The sequence below is a fragment of the Bosea sp. OAE506 genome (genome assembly GCF_040546595.1).
GTDB lineage: Bacteria > Pseudomonadota > Alphaproteobacteria > Rhizobiales > Beijerinckiaceae > Allobosea.
Window position 1 is genome coordinate 1,188,583 of record NZ_JBEPOB010000001.1, and the last position, 17,602, is coordinate 1,206,184.

18 protein-coding genes are annotated in these 17,602 nt (G+C 67.7%); 9 read left to right on the forward strand and 9 right to left on the reverse strand.

Annotated elements, in window-relative coordinates; all coding sequences use genetic code 11:
- Nucleotides 1-341: 341 nt before the first annotated feature.
- From ABIE41_RS05770 to mutT, 5 genes are all read left to right on the forward strand, one after another.
- Nucleotides 342-1,181: a peptidylprolyl isomerase gene (locus ABIE41_RS05770; RefSeq protein WP_192644900.1), complete on the forward strand. Its 840-nt coding sequence runs from the start codon at nucleotides 342-344 to the stop codon at nucleotides 1,179-1,181.
- 112 nt (nucleotides 1,182-1,293) lie between these two features.
- Entirely contained in the window at nucleotides 1,294-2,544 is a 1,251-nt protein-coding gene (gene argJ / locus ABIE41_RS05775) for a bifunctional glutamate N-acetyltransferase/amino-acid acetyltransferase ArgJ (protein ID WP_192644901.1), read from the forward strand.
- A 141-nt stretch (nucleotides 2,545-2,685) separates the two neighbouring features.
- Nucleotides 2,686-3,609 (forward strand): DMT family transporter, encoded by a 924-nt coding sequence (locus tag ABIE41_RS05780; protein WP_192644902.1) that lies wholly within the window; start codon nucleotides 2,686-2,688, stop codon nucleotides 3,607-3,609.
- Between the two features lie 13 nt (nucleotides 3,610-3,622).
- Nucleotides 3,623-4,129: a carboxypeptidase regulatory-like domain-containing protein gene (locus tag ABIE41_RS05785; RefSeq protein ID WP_192644903.1), complete on the forward strand. Its 507-nt coding sequence runs from the start codon at nucleotides 3,623-3,625 to the stop codon at nucleotides 4,127-4,129.
- Nucleotides 4,126-4,542: an 8-oxo-dGTP diphosphatase MutT gene (mutT, locus tag ABIE41_RS05790; RefSeq protein WP_192645137.1), complete on the forward strand. Its 417-nt coding sequence runs from the start codon at nucleotides 4,126-4,128 to the stop codon at nucleotides 4,540-4,542. Before ABIE41_RS05785 ends, mutT begins: the two co-directional genes overlap by 4 nt.
- 95 nt (nucleotides 4,543-4,637) lie before the next feature.
- On the opposite strand, the gene ABIE41_RS05795 is transcribed toward mutT, so the two are convergent.
- Entirely contained in the window at nucleotides 4,638-5,822 is a 1,185-nt protein-coding gene (locus ABIE41_RS05795; RefSeq protein ID WP_192644904.1) for a winged helix-turn-helix domain-containing protein, read from the reverse strand.
- 180 nt (nucleotides 5,823-6,002) lie between these two features.
- Between ABIE41_RS05795 and ABIE41_RS05800 the strand changes: the two genes are divergently transcribed.
- Nucleotides 6,003-6,224 (forward strand): hypothetical protein, encoded by a 222-nt coding sequence (locus ABIE41_RS05800; protein ID WP_192644905.1) that lies wholly within the window; start codon nucleotides 6,003-6,005, stop codon nucleotides 6,222-6,224.
- A gap of 68 nt (nucleotides 6,225-6,292) precedes the next feature.
- Here ABIE41_RS05800 and ABIE41_RS05805 read toward each other — a convergent pair whose 3' ends face one another.
- The 8 genes from ABIE41_RS05805 to ABIE41_RS05840 form a co-directional block, all read right to left on the reverse strand.
- On the reverse strand, nucleotides 6,293-6,589 hold the full coding sequence (locus ABIE41_RS05805) for a hypothetical protein (protein WP_192644906.1): 297 nt from the start codon (nucleotides 6,587-6,589) through the stop codon (nucleotides 6,293-6,295).
- 9 nt (nucleotides 6,590-6,598) lie between these two features.
- Entirely contained in the window at nucleotides 6,599-7,609 is a 1,011-nt protein-coding gene (locus ABIE41_RS05810) for a WD40 repeat domain-containing protein (protein WP_192644907.1), read from the reverse strand.
- A gap of 162 nt (nucleotides 7,610-7,771) precedes the next feature.
- Nucleotides 7,772-8,734, reverse strand: coding sequence for a CobW family GTP-binding protein (locus ABIE41_RS05815; protein ID WP_192644908.1), 963 nt, complete (start codon nucleotides 8,732-8,734; stop codon nucleotides 7,772-7,774).
- A 195-nt stretch (nucleotides 8,735-8,929) separates the two neighbouring features.
- Nucleotides 8,930-9,868 carry a metal ABC transporter substrate-binding protein gene (locus ABIE41_RS05820; RefSeq protein ID WP_192644909.1) on the reverse strand — a complete coding sequence of 313 codons (939 nt, stop codon included), beginning with the start codon at nucleotides 9,866-9,868 and terminating at the stop codon, nucleotides 8,930-8,932.
- Between the two features lie 37 nt (nucleotides 9,869-9,905).
- The gene (locus ABIE41_RS05825) at nucleotides 9,906-10,781 is read right to left on the reverse strand and encodes a metal ABC transporter permease (protein ID WP_192644910.1); all 876 of its coding nucleotides are present in this window, start codon (nucleotides 10,779-10,781) and stop codon (nucleotides 9,906-9,908) included.
- A 169-nt stretch (nucleotides 10,782-10,950) separates the two neighbouring features.
- Entirely contained in the window at nucleotides 10,951-11,685 is a 735-nt protein-coding gene (gene aztA / locus ABIE41_RS05830) for a zinc ABC transporter ATP-binding protein AztA (protein ID WP_192644911.1), read from the reverse strand.
- 17 nt (nucleotides 11,686-11,702) lie between these two features.
- Entirely contained in the window at nucleotides 11,703-11,852 is a 150-nt protein-coding gene (locus ABIE41_RS05835) for a hypothetical protein (RefSeq protein ID WP_192644912.1), read from the reverse strand.
- Nucleotides 11,853-11,939: 87 nt separating this feature from the next.
- Complete coding sequence (locus ABIE41_RS05840) at nucleotides 11,940-13,520, reverse strand: OpgD/OpgG family glucan biosynthesis protein (RefSeq protein WP_354191797.1); 1,581 nt, start codon at nucleotides 13,518-13,520, stop codon at nucleotides 11,940-11,942.
- A 278-nt stretch (nucleotides 13,521-13,798) separates the two neighbouring features.
- Between ABIE41_RS05840 and ABIE41_RS05845 the strand changes: the two genes are divergently transcribed.
- The 3 genes from ABIE41_RS05845 (at nucleotide 13,799) to ABIE41_RS05855 (ending at nucleotide 17,598) form a co-directional block, all read left to right on the forward strand.
- A complete protein-coding gene (locus ABIE41_RS05845) occupies nucleotides 13,799-14,767 on the forward strand; it encodes a TAXI family TRAP transporter solute-binding subunit (protein ID WP_192644914.1) in 969 nt (322 codons plus the stop codon).
- 136 nt (nucleotides 14,768-14,903) lie between these two features.
- Nucleotides 14,904-17,219, forward strand: a complete 2,316-nt coding sequence (locus tag ABIE41_RS05850) for a TRAP transporter permease (protein WP_192644915.1) — start codon at nucleotides 14,904-14,906, stop codon at nucleotides 17,217-17,219.
- Nucleotides 17,220-17,232: 13 nt separating this feature from the next.
- Nucleotides 17,233-17,598, forward strand: a complete 366-nt coding sequence (locus tag ABIE41_RS05855; protein WP_192644916.1) for a DUF1850 domain-containing protein — start codon at nucleotides 17,233-17,235, stop codon at nucleotides 17,596-17,598.
- Nucleotides 17,599-17,602: the final 4 nt, after the last annotated feature.

Consider the following 17,602-nt stretch of genomic DNA (forward strand, 5'->3'; position numbering starts at 1 on the left):
TGCGCCGCGTCCAGCCGGAACCTGAATTCTCAATGCGACGGCGTGTTTAGACGCGCGCGAAGGCGGGGTCCAGCATTGCCTTGCTGCGTGCCGCGCCGGAGCGGGCGACGCGGCGAGAGCGCGCGCGGATCGGCCGCATGTAGGGTCGCGGGGCCCCGCTTCCAAGTCCGGCGCACGGGCAGCCGGCGGCGCGCCGGAGCGCCACCGCGCGCAGGCGGCTCCGCAAAGCTTCGTGAAGCGGCGCCCGCGGCGCTTTTCGTGCCTTGCCTTTGCCGCGTTCAACTGGCAGTGCACCGGCGAACGCAAGGTTCGCCCCCAATCCCCGCAAGAAGGCAGTTCCCATGAAGGTGTCTCGTCTCGGCATGGTTTCGCTCGGCCTCGTACTGCTGGCGACACCGGTCTTCGCGCAGGCGGACAAGGTCGTCGCCAAGGTCGACGGCATTGCCATCACCGAGCGCGAGATCGGCCTCGCCACGGAGGATCTCGGCGACCGCCTGGCGCAGCTCCCCGACGACCGTCGGCGCGACGAGGTGATCAACTACCTCGTCGACCTCAAGCTCGGCGCGAAGGCGGCCATCGCGGCCAAGACGGCTGACGGCCCTGACTTCGCCGCCCGCCTCGCCTATTTCCGCGAGAAGGTGCTGCTCGACCAGTATCTGACGGCCGAGGCCAAGAAGGCTGCGACGCCGGAGGCGGCCAAGAAGCTGTATGACGAGACCACCAAGGCGATGGCGCCCGAGGAAGAGGTCAACGCGCGCCACATCCTCGTCGAGGACGAGGCCCAGGCCAAGGCCGTCGCCGAGCGCCTGAAGAAGGGCGAGGATTTCGCCAAGGTCGCCGCCGAGCTCTCCAAGGATCCCGGCTCCGGCAAGGAAGGCGGCTCGCTCGGCTGGTTCACCAAGGACCGAATGGTGCCGGAATTCGCCGAGGTCGCTTTCAAGCTCGCCAAGGGCCAGGTCTCCGATCCGGTGAAGAGCCAGTTCGGCTGGCACGTCATCAAGCTCGAGGACAAGCGCAGCAAGCCGCTGCCGGACTTCGCGATGGTGAAGCCGCAGATCGACCAGTATCTCGAGCGCAAAGCCCAGCAGGACATCATCCTGGCCCTGCGCGAGAAGGCCAAGGTCGAGCGCCTCGACCAGCCGGCCGCCCCCGCTGCGCCGGCGGAGCCGAAGAAGCCCTGAGCGGCCGACACCACATCCGATCATGGACCGATCAAGGGCGGCTTCTCAGCCGCCCTTCTTGTTTTCGTCACCCACCTGCGGCACACGGGCCTCCCGCACAGGAGACGCCATCATGGCCGGCAAGGATGTTCCCGTTTCCCCGCTCGCGCCGAAGCGCCAGCCCAAGGTTCCGCCGGTTCCCGGCGTGCGCTTCGCCACCGCCGAAGCGGGCATCAAGTACAAGGGCCGCACCGATGTCTGGCTTGCCTTGCTCGACGAGGGCACGCAGGTCGCCGGCGTCTTCACCCGCTCGAAATGCCCCTCCGCACCGGTCGACTGGTGCCGCGAGAATTTGAAGCAGGGGTCGGCGCGGGCCGTCGTCGTCAATTCCGGCAACGCCAACGCCTTCACCGGGCTGAAGGGCCGCGATTCCGTCGCGCTGACGGCCAAGATCGCGGCCAAGGCGGCGGGCTGCAAGCCGCAGGAAGTCTTCATCGCCTCGACCGGGGTGATCGGCGAGCCGCTCGATGCGAGCAAGTTCGAGGGCGTGCTGGAAGCCTGCGCCAAGCGCGTCGCGGATGGTCCCTGGATCGACGCCGCCAAGGCGATCATGACGACCGACACCTTCCCCAAGGCGCTGTCGCGCAAGGCGAAGATCGACGGTCACGAGGTCGTTCTCGCCGGCATCGCCAAGGGCGCCGGCATGATCGCGCCCGATATGGCGACGATGCTCTCCTTCGTCTTCACGGATGCGCCGATCGCCGCGCCCGTGCTGCAGGCGCTGCTGTCGAAGGGCGTGAAGGGCTCCTTCAACGCCGTCACCGTCGACAGCGACACCTCGACCTCCGATACGCTGATGCTGTTCGCGACGGGCAAGGCCGCGGCACGCGGTGTACCGGCGATCACCGAGATCGGCGATGCCCGGCTATCGGGCTTCAAGCGGGCGCTGAACTCGCTGCTGCTCGAGCTCGCCCATCTCGTCTGCAAGGACGGCGAGGGCGCCCGCAAATTCGTCGAGGTGCGCGTCGCGGGCGCAGCCTCCTCGCGCTCGGCCAAGCGTGTCGCGCTCTCGATCGCCAATTCGCCGCTGGTCAAGACCGCCATTGCCGGCGAGGACGCCAATTGGGGCCGCGTCGTCATGGCCGTCGGCAAGGCCGGCGAGCCCGCTGATCGCGATAGGCTCGACATCTCCTTCGGCGACATCATGGTGGCGCAGCAGGGTGCCCGCGCACCGTCCTATGACGAGGCGGCCGTCTCCGCCTACATGAAGGGCGAGCACATCGTGATCACCGCCGATCTCGGGCTGGGCCGCGGCAAGTCCACGGTCTGGACCTGCGACCTGACCAAGGCCTATGTCGAGATCAACGGCGACTACCGGTCCTGATTGCCGGGATTGCAGCTCAAGCCCTCATCCTGAGGAGCCGCGAAGCGGCGTCTCGAAGGATGCTCCAGGAGGCGCCGGTGACATCTGGACCATCCTTCGAGACGGCCCTGCGGGCCTCCTCAGGATGAGGGCTCAACTGATATGACGCCGGGGCTCGCAGGTTCATCCACCAGCCCCAGCCGCGCCTTCGTCGTCGGACATCTGCTCGTCTGCTCCTGTTTCTGGGGTTCGAGCTTCCTGTTCATCAAGCTGACGGGCGGCGCGATCTCGCCGCTCGCGCTCGCCGCGGGGCGCGGGCTGATCGGGGCTGCGGCGTTGGCGGCCTATGTCGTCTGGCTCGGCCAGAGCCCGATCCCGCGCCGTGACGAGATCCGGCATTGGCTCGTGCTCGGCACGACCAATGGCTGGGTGCCGAACGTGCTGGTGGCTTATGCGCTGGTGCAGCTGGCGAGCGGCCCGGCCGCGATGATCCAGGCCGGCGGGCCGCTGGTGACGGCGGTGTTCGCGCATTTCCTTTTCGCCGAGGAGCGGATGGGTCCGCGCCGTCTGATCGGCATCCTGCTCGGCATGGCCGGCGTCGCGCTGCTGATCGGCCCACGTCTGGTCGAGGGCGGCGGCACGGCGCTCGGCGTGCTCGCCATGGTTGGCGTCATGCTCGGCTACAGCATCGGCAATCTCTATGCCCGCGCCATCCCCGCCTCGGCGGGCGATCCGGCGCGGCTCGCGCTCGGCCAGCAGGTCGTCTCCGGCCTCGTCGCGCTGGCGCTGACGCTGGTCTTCGCCGGCCCCGCCGCCTTCGCGCCGATGGCGGAGCATGTGCCGGCCATGCTGGCGCTCGGCCTGCTCGCCACCGCCGTGCCTATGGCCGTGTTCATGCGGCTGATCCGGGCTGCGGGACCGACGCGAGCGGCGATGACGGGCTATCTCGTGCCGACCGTTGCGACGATCCTCGGCATCGTCGTGCTCGGGGAAACGCTGGAGTTGCGGCAGATCATCGGCGGTTGCATCATCCTCGCCGGCGTCTTCCTGGTGACGACGTCGCAGCGCGCGGCCAGGTCTGCTTGAGAGGACGAGCGGCATGAGGATGGGGTTGGGGGTCGTTCTCGCCTTGGCGTTGTCGGGGTGCGTCGAGCGCAAGCCGGCGACCGTCGCGTTTTCGGTCGAGGAAGCGGCCTTCATCAAGAAGACCGGCACGACCACGATCACCGGCCATGCCTTCCGCACCAAGCCGAGCGCCGTCGTCGTGAACGCGGCCGGACAGCTGGTGCGCCTCGTGCCGGCCACGGCCTATGCTCGCGAGCGCTTCGCCAATTTCTACGGTACGCGCAAATTCGTGCCGCATCGCGACTATCCCCGCGACGACAATCCCGACCCCGCCTATGGCGAATACAGCCGCACCACCAAGGCGGAATCGAACGGACGCTTCGTCTTCGAGAAGGTCGCGCCGGGCGATTACTTCGTCACCACCCAAGTGATCTGGGGTGACGAGGACGCGCTCTCGCGCGAGGGCGGCTCGGTCTATGACAGCGTCACCGTGACGGGTAAGGAGACGCAACCCCTGCACGTCATCCTCTCCGGCTACTGAGTCCCCCCGTGAAGCTTCTCCTCGTCGTCGCCTGCGCCCTGATCGATTCCGACAACCGCGTGCTGGTGGCGCAGCGGCCGGAGGGCAAGGCGCTGGCCGGGCTGTGGGAGTTTCCCGGCGGCAAGCTGGAGGCGGGCGAGCGGCCCGAGCCGGCGCTGATCCGCGAGCTGTCCGAGGAGCTCGGCATCACGGTCAAGGAGGAGTGCCTGGCGCCGCTGACCTTCGCAAGCTTCGCCTATCCCGAGTTCCACCTGCTGATGCCGCTCTATATCTGCCGGCGCTGGGAGGGGCAGGTCGCCTCCCGCGAGGCGCAGGCCCTGAAATGGGTCCGCCCCGGCAAGCTGCGGGAACTCGCCATGCCGCCCGCCGACGAGCCGCTGATCCCGCATCTGATCGATCTGCTGGGGGCGTGAGGAGGCAACGCCTCCGTCATTGCGAGCGCAGCGAAGCAATCCAGACGTTCTCGCTCGACGCCTCCTGGATTGCTTCGATGCGCTCGCAATGACGCTCAGGCGTCGTCTGGTGTGACTGGGACGGCCACATCTCTCGCCAGCTGAAACCGCTCGAACCGCTCCAGCTCCGCCTCGATCAGCGCCTTCCTCCCCGGGCTCTCCTGCCCGTCGAGCCATGTCCATTGCTGGATCAGGAGCCGCCCCGCCTGGCGGTCGGTCTTCAGGTCGAGCACGGCCACGACCGTGTCGCTGATCAGCACGGGCAGGCCGAAATAGCCGAAGACCCGCTTTTCCTTCGGCAGATAGGCCTCGAAAGCGTGGGCATAGCCAAAGAACAGCTTCAGCCGCTTGCGCTGGATGACCAGCGGGTCGAAGGGCGAGAGGATGTGGACGAGATCGGGCTGCGGCGCCGCGACTTCCATCCCCTCGCGCGGCATCCAGTGCGCCACGGTCGAGTCTTCGATTGCGATCGGCATCAGTTCGCGACGCTTGACGCGGACCTCGATCAGCTCCGCCACCGCCGCCTTGGCGGGCGCATCGAGATGGCAGATCGAGTCGAGGCTGACGACGCCTTGTGCGCGCAGCGCCCTGTCGAGCCTGTAGGCCGTGACCTGCCGCTCCGAGGCCGGTGTCGGCCGCTTCTCCCAGCCGAAATGCCGGTCCGTGAGCTCATAGGTCTTGAGCATGCCGGCGCGCGCCGAGATCACCAGGTCGCCATCGTAGAAGGCGCGCTCCAGCAGCCCCTTGGAGGGCTTCTTGCTCGCCCAGAGATGTGCCTTCTCGACCAGCACGTCGCTGTCGATGTCGCGGATGGTGAGCGGCCCGTCCTTGCGGATGCGGGCGAGCAGCTTGCGCGCCTCGTCGCGCCCGCCGACGGCCGACCAACGCTTCGGCTCATCGCGATGCGCCTTCATCGCCCCGAGGAAGAAGCGGATATCGCGCGCCGGCACATAGGAGAGCGCATGGGTCCAGTATTCGAAGACGCTCTTCTCGGCGGACTGCGCCTGCGCCAGATGGCCCCGCTCATAGGAGGGGATGCGGCTGAACAGGATGTGGTGGTGGCAGCGCTCGATCACGTTGATCGTGTCGATCTGGACATAGCCGAGATGCTCGACCGCTGCCTTCGTCGCTTGCGCCCCCGCACCGAAGGGCTCGCGGGTGTCGAGCCGCTGCGCCTGCAGCCAGAACCGTCGCGCCTGCTCGCGCGCGAGGGTGATTGTCTTGGGCGGGCGGGGTGGCATGGCGGGCCTGTGCTGCGGCGTTCGGGGAATGCTGACGGAGTTTAGACCGCACCGTCCAGCCTTCTGTCAGCAGGCGCGCAGCCCCGGCGGCTGTCACGGCGGGAACAGCGGCAATGCGCCAGCCTCCCTACAGCTTGCATCCATCGGCGAGACGGGCTCGCCGGCCGCCAGGATGCCGCCATGTTCCGCAAGACCGTCATCACGGCCCTGATCGTTCTGGTCTCTGGCGGCACGGTGCTGGCGAAGGCCCCTCTGGACCCTGGCCGCAGCAAGACCTCCACCCTGCGCCATGGTCTCGCCGAACAGACGGCACCCCAGCGGCTGATCCGCTTCAAGGCGACGCGTGCGGTCCATCTGCGAAAGGGGACGATCGAGCGGACGCAGCGTGTGGCGAGGGGGTGACACCAGCAATCTGCGCCGTCATCCCGGACGCAGCGAAGCGGAGACCCGGGATGACCAACTCGGTGCTGTCAGGCTGAACCCTGCGGCGACCCTTCTCCCGACAACGCCTCCCGCAGCGCCTCCGGCGTCACCTCCGCCATCGCCATGGCCAGCTTGAAGGCTTTCGTCTTCTCGCCGGGGTTCATCAGCAGGATCACCGTCTCGGTGCCGGGGCATGCGGGGTCGGCGCAGAGGATTTCATTGACCGCAACCGCAGCCTCTTCCGGGAGGCTGGCGATCTGGCGCAGCAGCTCTTTGACGCGGTTGGCCTGTGCCGCCGCTTCGCTCTTGTCGGGCCCGCCCTTGCCGAAGAGACCGAAGCGCATCGGCAAGCCCTAGGCCGCCGGCAGCGTCAGCACGCCGGCCGCGCCGTCTTCCGTGCCGAAGGCCAGCCGCTTGCCGCCCTTGTCCCAGGCGAAGGCGGTGATGCCGCTGTCGCGCAGCGCCGGGCGCACCAGGAGTTCCGAGGCGTCGGTCAGGCGGATCATCAGGATGCAGCCATCGTCATAGCCGACCGCAAGCACCAGCGCCTTGGGATGGAAGGCAACACGGGTGACCTTGGCGTGGCGGGCGCCGCATTCGCGCGGCGCCTTGCCCTGCGGGCCTTCGCCCTGGAAGGGCCAGACGATCGCGGCATCCGCCCCGCTCGAGGCCAGCCAGAGCCCGTCATGTGACCAGGACAGCGAGCGCGGCTTGGCCGGATAGCCGGTCATCCGCATATGGCTCGGCTTCTCGCCCAGCCGCCAGCCATGCAGCGCGTTTTCCGGCATCGAGGAGACGACGAAGCGCCCATCCGGCGACCAGACGACGTCGAGATGGGCACCCTTCCATTCGAGGAATTCGGGCTTGGCCTCGGTTGCCGGATACCAGAGGCTGACCCCGTTCATCTGGCCGATCGCGAGGCGGTAGCCCTTGGGCGCGAAGACGAGGCCCTGCGGCGTCGTGCCGACATCGAGCGAACGCACTTTGCCCTTGTCGTCGCGGGCATGGACGGTCTTGGCCGTGTTCCAGGCGATGCTGCCGGAGCCAGAGACCGTCACCGCGTCGACCCAGCGGCGCTTCTCGTCGCGGGCGATCTCGGTGGTGGCCCCGTCGGCGGAGGTCGCAACCACGCGGCCGTCATCGCCGCCGGTGATCAGGCGCTCGCCGTCGCTGCAGGTGCACAGGATGCCGCCGGCATGGACTTCGGCCGAGTCGAGGGCGCCGTCGGACCAGCGCAGCACGCGCCCGTCGGCGAGCGCCAGCGCCAGCGTCGATTTGAGCCAATGGGCACCGACGACATGCGCGCCGGCCTCGACGGGAACGACATGCTCGCGCAGCGAGACGGGGGCGGTGGTCGTGTTCATGGGCGGGGTCTAGCGCAGCCTGTTTGTCATGGGAACCGCACCGTCATTCTCGGGCGCAGCCCTCGGTTCCGATCTTTGATCGGCCCAAGGATTAACTTCGCGCAGACCCGAGAATCTCTGGCAGGAGATGCTCGGGTCAAGCCCGAGCATGACGTGAAGGCTTTAGGCCGCGCAGGCCTCGAAACCTTGGCGCAACTCGTTCTCGTTCAGATCGCGCCCGATGATGACGAGGCGCGAGGAGCGCGTTTCGTCAGCCTTCCAGTCGCGCTGGAGGTCACCGTCCAGGATCATGTGGACGCCCTGGAAGACGAAGCGGCGCGGCTCGCCCTTGAAGGCGAGGATGCCCTTGGAGCGCAGGATGTTGGGCCCCTGTGCCTGGCTGATGTCGTTGATCCAGGGCATGAACTTCTCGGGATCGACATCGCCAGGGATCGTGAAGGACATCGAGCGGACCTCGTCCGAATGATGGTGGTGATGGCCGGATTCGAGGAAATCCGGCTCGATATCGAGGATGCGGTCGAGGTCGAAGGCGTTGCGGTCGAGCAGCTGGTCGATCGGCAGCGCGCAACGCTCCGTCCTGTGCAGCTTGGCATAGGGGTTGATGGCGCGGATCGCGGATTCGACCGAGGCGAGTTCCTCCGCTGTCACCAGGTCGACCTTGTTCAGCACGATCACGTCGGCGAAGGCGATCTGGTTCTTGGCCTCCGGCGCATCCTTGAGCCGGTCCTTGAGCCATTTCGCGTCGGTCACGGTGATCACCGCGTCGAGCTTGGTGGCATCGCCGACATCCTGGTCGACGAAGAAGGTCTGCGCGACGGGGGCGGGATCGGCCAGGCCCGTCGTCTCGACGATGATCGCGTCGAACTTGCCCTTGCGCTTCATCAGCCCGTCGAGAATGCGGATCAGATCGCCGCGAACGGTGCAGCAGATGCAGCCGTTGTTCATCTCGAAGACCTCCTCGTCGGCGCCGACGACGAGGTCGCCATCGATGCCGGCCTCGCCGAACTCGTTGACGATGACGGCGAACTTCTTGCCGTGGTCCTCGGTGAGGATGCGGTTCAGAAGCGTGGTCTTGCCGGCGCCCAGATAGCCGGTGAGCACCGTGACGGGAATTTTCTCGGACATGGGTGTGACCCTTGGTTCTTCAAACGGCGGTGCCGGAGCGCTCGTCGCGCCCCGGCTTGAGACACTTCCAGCCCTCATCCTGAGGAGAAGCCGCAAGGCTTCGTCTCGAAGGATGCTCCAGCGCGCTCTGGACCATCCGTCGAGACGCCGCTCCGCGGCTCCTCAGGATGAGGGCTGGAATGTGAGGGCCGACGATCAGGCCGGGCCGGCGGCGAGCGCCTTTTCGATCTGGCTTATATTGTGTTTCATCATCGCGATGTAAGTCCCGGCCGGACCGGCGGCGTCGGACAGCGCGTCGGAGAAAATGCGTCCGCCGATCCGGGCGCCGCTCTCCTTGGCGATCCGCTCGACGAGGCGTGGATTGGTGACGTTTTCGAGGAAGACGGCCGGGATCTTCTCCGCCTTGATCTGCCGGATGATGCGGCCGACATCCTTCGCCGAAGCCTCGGCCTCGGTGGAGACGCCCTGCGGCGCGATGAACTCGATGCCATAGGCCTTCACAAAATATCCGAAGGCGTCGTGCGAGGTGATCGCCTTGCGCCGGTCGGCCGGAATGCGTGCGATCGCCGCCTTGACCTCGGCCTCGACCGCATCGAGCTGGGCGAGATAGCGCGTCGCATTGGCCTCGTAGTTCGCCTGGCCGGCCGGATCGGCCTTCACCAGGGCATCGCGGATGTTGGCGACGTAGATCCTGGCGTTGGCGACATTCTGCCAGGCATGCGGATCGACGCCGCCATGGTCGTGACCATGGCCCTTCTTGTCGTGATCATGATCGTCGTCGGCCTCCAGCGGGGTGATGCCCGTGGTGGCGGTCGCGACCGTCGCCTTCGCGCCGGATGACTTGATCAGCCGGGTCATCCAGCCTTCGAATTTGAGGCCGTTGATGACGATGAGTTTCGCTCCGGCCATCGCTTTCGCATCGGCCGGCGTCGGCGAGTAGACGTGGGCGTCGCCATTGGGGCCGACGAGCGTGGTGAGCGCGATGCGGTCGCCGCCGACCTCCTTCACGAAGTCGCCGAGGATCGAGAAGCTCGCGACGACGGGCAGTTTCTCCTGTGCGGTGGCGGCCATCGGCGCATGGGCGAGGATCAGCCCGGCGGCGAGGGCGCCGAGAAGGGCGCGACGGTTCGGCATGGAAGCCTCCAGATAGCGATGCAACACTATAACATCACTACGCCCGAAGATGGCGCCGCGGCAAGAGCCGACGGGCGAGCCCGCCCTGCGTGCCGAGCAGGAGCGAGCCGAGATAGAGCGCGCCCGCCGCCAGGATGATCGCCGGCCCCGCCGGCAGATTGCTGCCCGCCGAATAGGACATCACCAGCCCGGCATAGCCCGCGACCATGCCGAAGCCGCTGGCGAGCAGGATCAGGCGGGTGATGTCGGCGGTCCAGAAGAGGGCGGCCGCCGCCGGCAGCATCATCAGCCCGACCGCCAGCAGCGTGCCCAGCGCATGGAAGCCGGCCACCAGATTGAGCACGACGAGGCCGAGGAAGGTGAGATGGACGAGGCCGCCGGAGCGGCTGACCGAGCGCAGGAAGCCCGGATCGACGCATTCCATCACCAGCGGGCGATAGAGCGCCGCAAGGGTCATCAGGGAGACCGTCGCCACTCCCGAGAGCAGGATCAGCACATCGTCGTCGAGCGCCAGCACATTGCCGAACAGGACATGGAACAGGTCGACCGCCGAGCCGCGCAGCGAGACGATGGTGACGCCGAGCGCCAGCGAGATCAGGTAAAAGGCGGCGAGCGAGGCATCCTCCTTGATCACCGTGACGCGCGCCACGGCGCCGGCCGCGAGCGCCACCGCAAAACCCGCCGCGAGCCCGCCCAGCGTCATCGCCGGCAGCGAGAAGCCGGCGACGAGATAGCCGATCGCGGCGCCGGGCAGGATGGCATGGGCCATGGCGTCGCCGGTCAGGCTCATCCGCCTGAGCATCAGGAACACGCCGATCGCGCCGCCCGACACCGACAGCGCGACCACGCCGACCAGCGCCCGGCGCATGAAGTCGAACTCGGCGAAGGGGCCGATGAAGAGGTCGTAAAGCATCGGCTTTTTCTTCTCAGCCTTCTCAGCGCTCATCCTGAGGAGCCGCGAAGCGGCGTCTCGAAGGATGCTCCAGGAGGCTCCCGCACAAACTGGAGCATCCTTCGAGACGCGCTCCCGTGGAGCGCTCCTCAGGATGAGGGCTGAGGGGACGTCACGGCATGGGTCGGCTTCACGCCGCGTCGCGCTCGCACGGCGCCGCGTGGTTGTCGAAGGCCTCGACCATGCGGCGCGCCTTGAGCAGGTTGGCGGGGGTCAGCACCTCCGCCGTTGCGCCCCAGGCGACGCTCTCGCGCGCCAGTAGCAGCGTCTGCGGGAAGGCGCGGCGCACCGTCTCGATGTCGTGGAGGACCGCGATGACGGTCCGGCTTTCGCCATGCCAGCGCTGGACCAGCGCCAGGAGGTCGGCGGTCGTGCGAGCGTCGATGGCGGTGAAGGGCTCGTCGAGCAGGATGATGTCGGCGTCCTGCAGCAGCAGCCGCGCGAAGAGCGCGCGCTGCATCTGGCCGCCGGAAAGCGCGCCGATCGGCCGACGCTCGAAGCCGGCGAGCCCGACGGCGGCGATCGCCGCCTCGATCTTGGCGGCGGCCCCGCCCCCGATGCGCCCAAAGATGCCGGCGCGGTTCCACAGACCCATCGCCACGAGATCATAGACGTGGATCGGGAAGGACCGGTCGAGCTCCGCCTGCTGCGGCAGATAGGCCAGGCGCCGGCCGCGGGCCAGCGCGATGTCGCCATCAAGCGGAGACAGCGCGCCGGCGATGCCCTTGAGCAGGGTCGACTTGCCGGCGCCATTGGGGCCGACGATGGCCGTCAGGCTGCCCGTGGCGATCTCGCCCGAGAGATGATGCACGGCCGGGTGCCGGTCATAGCCTAGCGTCAGATCGGTCAGGCGGATGGCAGACATGGCGGCGGTTCCCGGTGTCACGCGATCACCGCGAAGGTCGCGATCCAGAGCAGCACGACGACACCGGCCGCGAGGCCCATGCGCCCCAGCGCGGAGAGGCGCAGCAGCGACCAGCCCGGAGCCTGCGGGACAGCGTGGGAAACAAGATGGGCGTGCCGATCAGCCATATGAGATGATATAATGTTACGGCGCGGCAGAGGCAAGGATGGTCGCCAGCCCGGCCGATCGCTGGAGCGGGCTTGGCGTCTGCCGCCTCAGAACGGCAGGTACTGATACAGCCAGGTCTCGGTCAGCACCTTGTCGCCCGCCTTCAGGAAGCAGCGCATCTCGACAGGGTCGGTGCCATCCACCGTGAGGTCGAACTGGGCGCGCCAATGGCCTGCCACGTCGTTGGGCACGGCCTCGGCGAAGACGTAGGAATAGCTGCCGCGCGAGGCCGAAAGCACGACCTCGGGCTTCACGCCGAAGGGGATGGCCTCCAGCGCCGGGCCCTTGAACTCGACCATGAACTTGCGCACGCCCTTCGGCCGGGTCGTGCCTGGCTGGCCGCCATTGCCAAGGCGTGTCGCGACGACGCGGCCGAGATCGCCCTGGAAGGGCTCGTCGGCCAGCCAGTGCAGCTTGTAGCGCAGGCCATAGGACGCGCCCGCCTTCGCGGGGCCGGCGGGCACCCACATGGCGACGATGTTGTCGTGGATCTCGTCGTCGGTCGGGATCTCGATGAGCTGGACCGCGCCCTTCCCCCAGTTCCCTTGCGTCTCGACCCAAAGGCTCGGCCGGCGCTCGTAGAAGACGCCGTCGAGGTAATGCCCGACCTCGCGGTCGCGCTGCACCAGGCCGAAGCCGCGCGGGTTCTCGTCCATGAAGGAGGAGGCCATGGTGCGCGGCGGGTTGTTCAGCGGGCGCAGCGCCCGCTCGCCCGCGCCCGTCCAGAGCGCCAAACCGTCGGAGTCGTGAACCTCTGGGCGCCAGTCGACGGCGGTGGTCTTGGCCTTCTCGGAGTACCAGTACATCGAGGTCAGCGGCGCGATGCCGAGCCGCTCGACATCCTTTCGCAGATGGATCTCGGTCTCGATCTCCATCGTCACGCCCTTGCCGCGGTGCATCCGGAATCGGTAGGCGCCCGCCACGCTGGGGCCCGACAGCAGAGCATAGACGACGACAAACTCGGCGCCGGGCTGCGGCGTCTCGAGCCATATATGGGTGAAATCGGGAAATTCCTCAGGCTTGCCGCCGACAGCGGGGTCGATGGCGAGGCCGCGCGCCGAGAGGCCGTACTGGTAGAGCTCGCCGATGGCGCGGAAATAGGAGGCGCCGAGGAACGCGACCCAGTCGTTCTTCTGCCAATCGAGCTTCTCGCCCTTGCGGCCAGGATGCCCGGTGCGGCTCTCCTGGAAGCGGAAGCCGGCGAAGCCCGCCCCGCGCGGCAGTTCGCGTGCCGGCGAATCCGCCGGCATCTCGAAATAGCTCTCGTCATAGACGATCTCGCGGGCGCGGCCCGCATCGACGACATGCATCCGCACCGGCTTCTGGAAGTAGCGGCCGAGATGGAAGAAGGTCACCGGCCAGGCGGACGGGCCCTCGGCCCAGAGCGCCATCTCCGGCTTGAAGCGGATCTTGCCATGGGCGTCGTAGTCGATCCGCTCCAGCACGTCGGGGCGTGGGCTCGGCGGCGCCTGATAGGGGCGCGACGCCATCTCGCGTGCCCGCTGCTTCAGCGCATCGAAGCCGAAGTTCTCGGCCTCGCCCAGCCGCAGCCCCTGCTGGGCCAGGGCCTCCGGCGCAAAGCCGAGCGCGGCGAGCGCCGCCGTCGCACTGGCTCCGGCCAACAGCATGCGGCGGTCGGGACGGGGCGGACGGGCGCTCTCTTGCATGGCGGGCGGGCTCGCTGGGCTGGAGGGAAACGATCGATGCAGTTGGGGCTAGCCCGTCCCGGCCGCAAGGGCAACCGTACCGGCACCTGGTTTCGAATGCCGGCCAATCATGGCGAAAACACCGCTCGGGGACCCGGATGTCCACCCGGATCGGCTTCCCGCCTTTCATTCTGGAGAGGGTCTGATCTACAAGGGATGCAAGACCAGCCTTGAGACCGGGTGTCCATTGGGAGGTTAATATGCAGCAGATCACGTCCCGCCGGCGTCTCGCCGGCATCGCCACCGCGGCCCTCATCGCGCTCGCTCCCGCCAGCGCGCGGGCTCAGGACTTCATCAACGTCCTCACGGGCGGCACCTCGGGCGTCTACTACCCACTCGGCGTCGCGCTCTCGAAGATCTATGGCGACAAGATCAAGAATGTCCGCCCGACGGTGCAGGCCACCAAGGCCTCGGTCGAGAACCTGCAGCTGCTGCAGCAAGCCAAGGGCGAGATCGCCTTCACGCTCGGCGACTCTCTCGCCGCGGCCTGGAAGGGCGACGAGGAGGCCGGCTTCAAGTCGCCGCTCAAGAAGCTGCGCGGCATCACCGCCATCTATCCGAACTACGTCCAGATCGTCGCGTCCAAGGACAGCGGCATCAAGACGCTGGCCGATCTCCGGGGCAAGCGCCTCTCGGTCGGCGCGCCGAAATCGGGCACCGAGCTGAACGCCCGGGCGATCCTGGCCGCGGCCGGCATGAGCTACAAGGATCTCGGCAAGATCGAGTATCTGCCCTTCGCCGAATCCGTCGAGCTGATGAAGAACCGCCAGCTCGACGCCACGCTGCAGTCGGCCGGCCTTGGCGTCGCCTCGCTGCGTGACCTCGCGACCTCGGTCGAGATCGTCGTCGTCGAAGTGCCGGAGGCGGCCGTCGACAAGGCCGGCGCGCCCTTCGTCAAGGCGAGCATCCCCGCCAACACCTATACCGGCCAGACGGCTGCGGTTCCCGCGGCGGCGGTGATGAACTACCTCGTGACCCATGAGGGCATGAAGGAAGAGACGGTCTACGAGATGACCAAGGCCATCTACGACAATCTGGGCGACCTCGGCGCCGCCCATGCCGCCGCGCGCTCGATCAAGCTCGAGGGCGCGCTGGAGGGCATGCCGATCCCGCTGCATCCCGGCGCGGCGCGCTACTTCAAGGAAAAGGGCCTGAAGGTCGGCTCCTGAGCCGATCCCGCGGCTGACGTGACAGGCGAGGCCGGGTCATCCGGCCTCGCCTTGTCTTTGGCGTCGCTGTCCGGGTCTTCTCCCCCATGCGCGCAAAGAGCGCCGGTCGCCGCCGGCATCGAACCGGAATGTCCAGATGAGCCAGACCGATACCCGACCGCTCGCGGTTCCCGACATTGCCGGGGCGCAGGGCCACGCAGCAGCGCCCTACGATCCCGAGCACGGCCTGCCCGCCACCTTCGGCACAGGCTGGAAGGGCCGGTTGCTGTTCTGGATCGCGGTCGCCTTTTCGTGCTTCCAGATCGTCACCGCCTTCGGCATCCCGCTCGATACGCGGCTGGTCGGCTCGGCGAACTGGCTGACGCCGATCGCGCTGATCCGGGCGGCCTTCGCTGTCTGGCTGGTCTGGATCGTGGTCGGCGCGGCGCGCGGTCGCGTCATGGGCGACGCGATGCTGGCCCTGCTGATCCTGTTTGGCGCGTTCGAACTGGTTTCGCTCTACACGGGCACGCTGCCCAACCAGGTCGTCCGCACACTTCATGTCGGCTTCCTGTGTCTGACAGCCTGCGGGCTGCTCGCCAATGCCGAGGAGACGTCGCCGGTCGGCCGAATCTTCTGGTGGGCGGTCGGGATCGCGGGCTTCGTGGTCGGGCTTTACCATTGGTGGAACTATGTCGAGCTGGTGAACCGGGCCGGCGAGGTCACCACAGCCGACGCGGTGGTTGGCCTGACGGCGCTGGCCGTGCTGTTCCTGCTGGTCTGGCGGGCCATGGGCGTCGCGCTGCCGCTCGTCGCCGGCACCTTTCTCGCCTATTGCTTCTTCGGCCAGTATCTGCCCGCGCCCTACAACCACCGCGGCTATGGTCTCGATCAGGTCATCGAGCAGATGGGCTTCGGGACGGAGGGCATCTACGCGACGCCAACTGCTGTGTCCGCGACCTTCATCTTCCTGTTCATCCTGTTTGGCGCCTTCATGGAGCGCGCAGGCGTCATCGACTTCTTCAACGACATCTCGATGGCGATGTTCGGCGGCAAGCAGGGCGGGCCGGGCAAGGTCTGCGTCGCCTCGTCGGGCCTGATGGGCATGGTCTCCGGCTCGGGCGTCGCCAATGTCGTGGCGTCCGGCCAGTTCACCATTCCCCTGATGAAACGCTCCGGCTTCAAGGGCGCCTTCGCCGGCGGCGTCGAGGCGACATCCTCCATGGGCGGTCAGATCATGCCTCCGGTAATGGGGGCAGTCGCCTTCATCATGGCCGAGACGATCGACGTGCCCTATTCCAAGATCGTCGAGGCGGCGATCATCCCGGCGGTGCTGTATTTCGCCGCCTGCTACTGGGCCGTCCATCTCGAGGCCGGCAAGCTCGGCCTGACCGGCCTGCCGAAATCGGAACTGCCGAGCCTTCGCGCCGAACTGCGTAAGAACTGGTACCTGATCGCCCCGCTGCTGGTGCTGATCTATCTGCTGTTCGCGGGCTTCACGCCCCTGTTCGCGGGCGCGGTCGGGCTCGCCCTCACCGTCGCCCTGATCCTCGGCCTCGCGATCTCGGCCGGGCTCGGCACCACGGCGCTGCGCATCGTCTTCTGGGTCGGCTTCGCGCTGATCTCGGCCGCATCGATGACGGTCAGCATCGCCACCGTGCTGATGGTCGTTCTGGCCCTGGTGGTCTGGAACATGATGCGCGGCGCGTCGGGGCGCGAGGTGCTTCAGTCCTGCATCGAGGCGCTGGCCGACGGCGCGCGCCAGGCCCTGCCGGTCGGCCTCGCCTGCGCGCTGGTCGGCATCGTCATCGGCACGATGACGCTGACCGGCATCGGAACGATCTTCGGGTCCTGGCTGATCGGCATCGGCAAGGAGAGCATGTTCCTGGCGCTGGTGTTGACGATGGTCTTCAGCCTGATCCTCGGCATGGGCATCCCCACCATCCCCAACTACATCATCACCTCGTCGCTGGCGGCGCCGATCCTGCTGCAGCTCGATGTGCCGCTGATCGTCAGCCACATGTTCGTGTTCTATTTCGGCATCATGGCCGACCTGACGCCGCCGGTCGCGCTGGCGGCCTTCGCGGCGGCTCCGATGGCCAAGGAATCGGGCATGAAGATCGGTGTCCAGGCGGTCAAGATCGCCCTGCCGGGCTTCGTCATCCCCTATATGGCCGTCTACGATCCGACGCTGATGCTCCAGCCGGTGCCGGGGCTGGAGGGCGCGAGCTACTGGCTCGCTGTGGTCTACATCGTCGCGAAGGCGACGCTGGCGATGATCCTCTGGGGCGCGGCCTTCGTCGGGCAGCTGACGCGGCCGCTCAGCCTTTGGGAGCGTATCCTCGCCGCTGTCGCGGCCGGCTTCCTCGTCGCGGCGGTGCCGCTGACCGACGAGATCGGCTTTGCTCTCGCCGCCGTTATGATCGGCCAGCATCTGTGGCGGGCCCGCGCGGCCCGGCGCGCTCTGGCATGAGCGCGTCGCGGACATGAACCTCTGCCTGGCGGCGGGCGCCTTCGCGGTCTCGCTCGGCTCGGGCGAGATCACGCTCGCCTGGCGCCATTCGGTGCAGAAGACGTTGTGGGAGGAGGTCTGGCGCGCCGGCTCCGACGGCGTGACGCTGGTCGAGGCGCGGATCCAGGGCTCGGGCGCGGGCATGGAGGCGCCGCCGGAAGCGAGCTTCGTCGATGGGTTCTGGCGCTGGCGGCCGCAACTGCCGGCGCAGCGGGAGATCGCGATGCGACGATCGGGGGCGACGGCGGACTGGCAGATCTGCACCGCCGGACGATGCCGGCCGATGGGCGATTACCTGCCGCCCGAAGCGGACCCGGTGGTCCTCAGCGCCTGTCCGTAAGGTG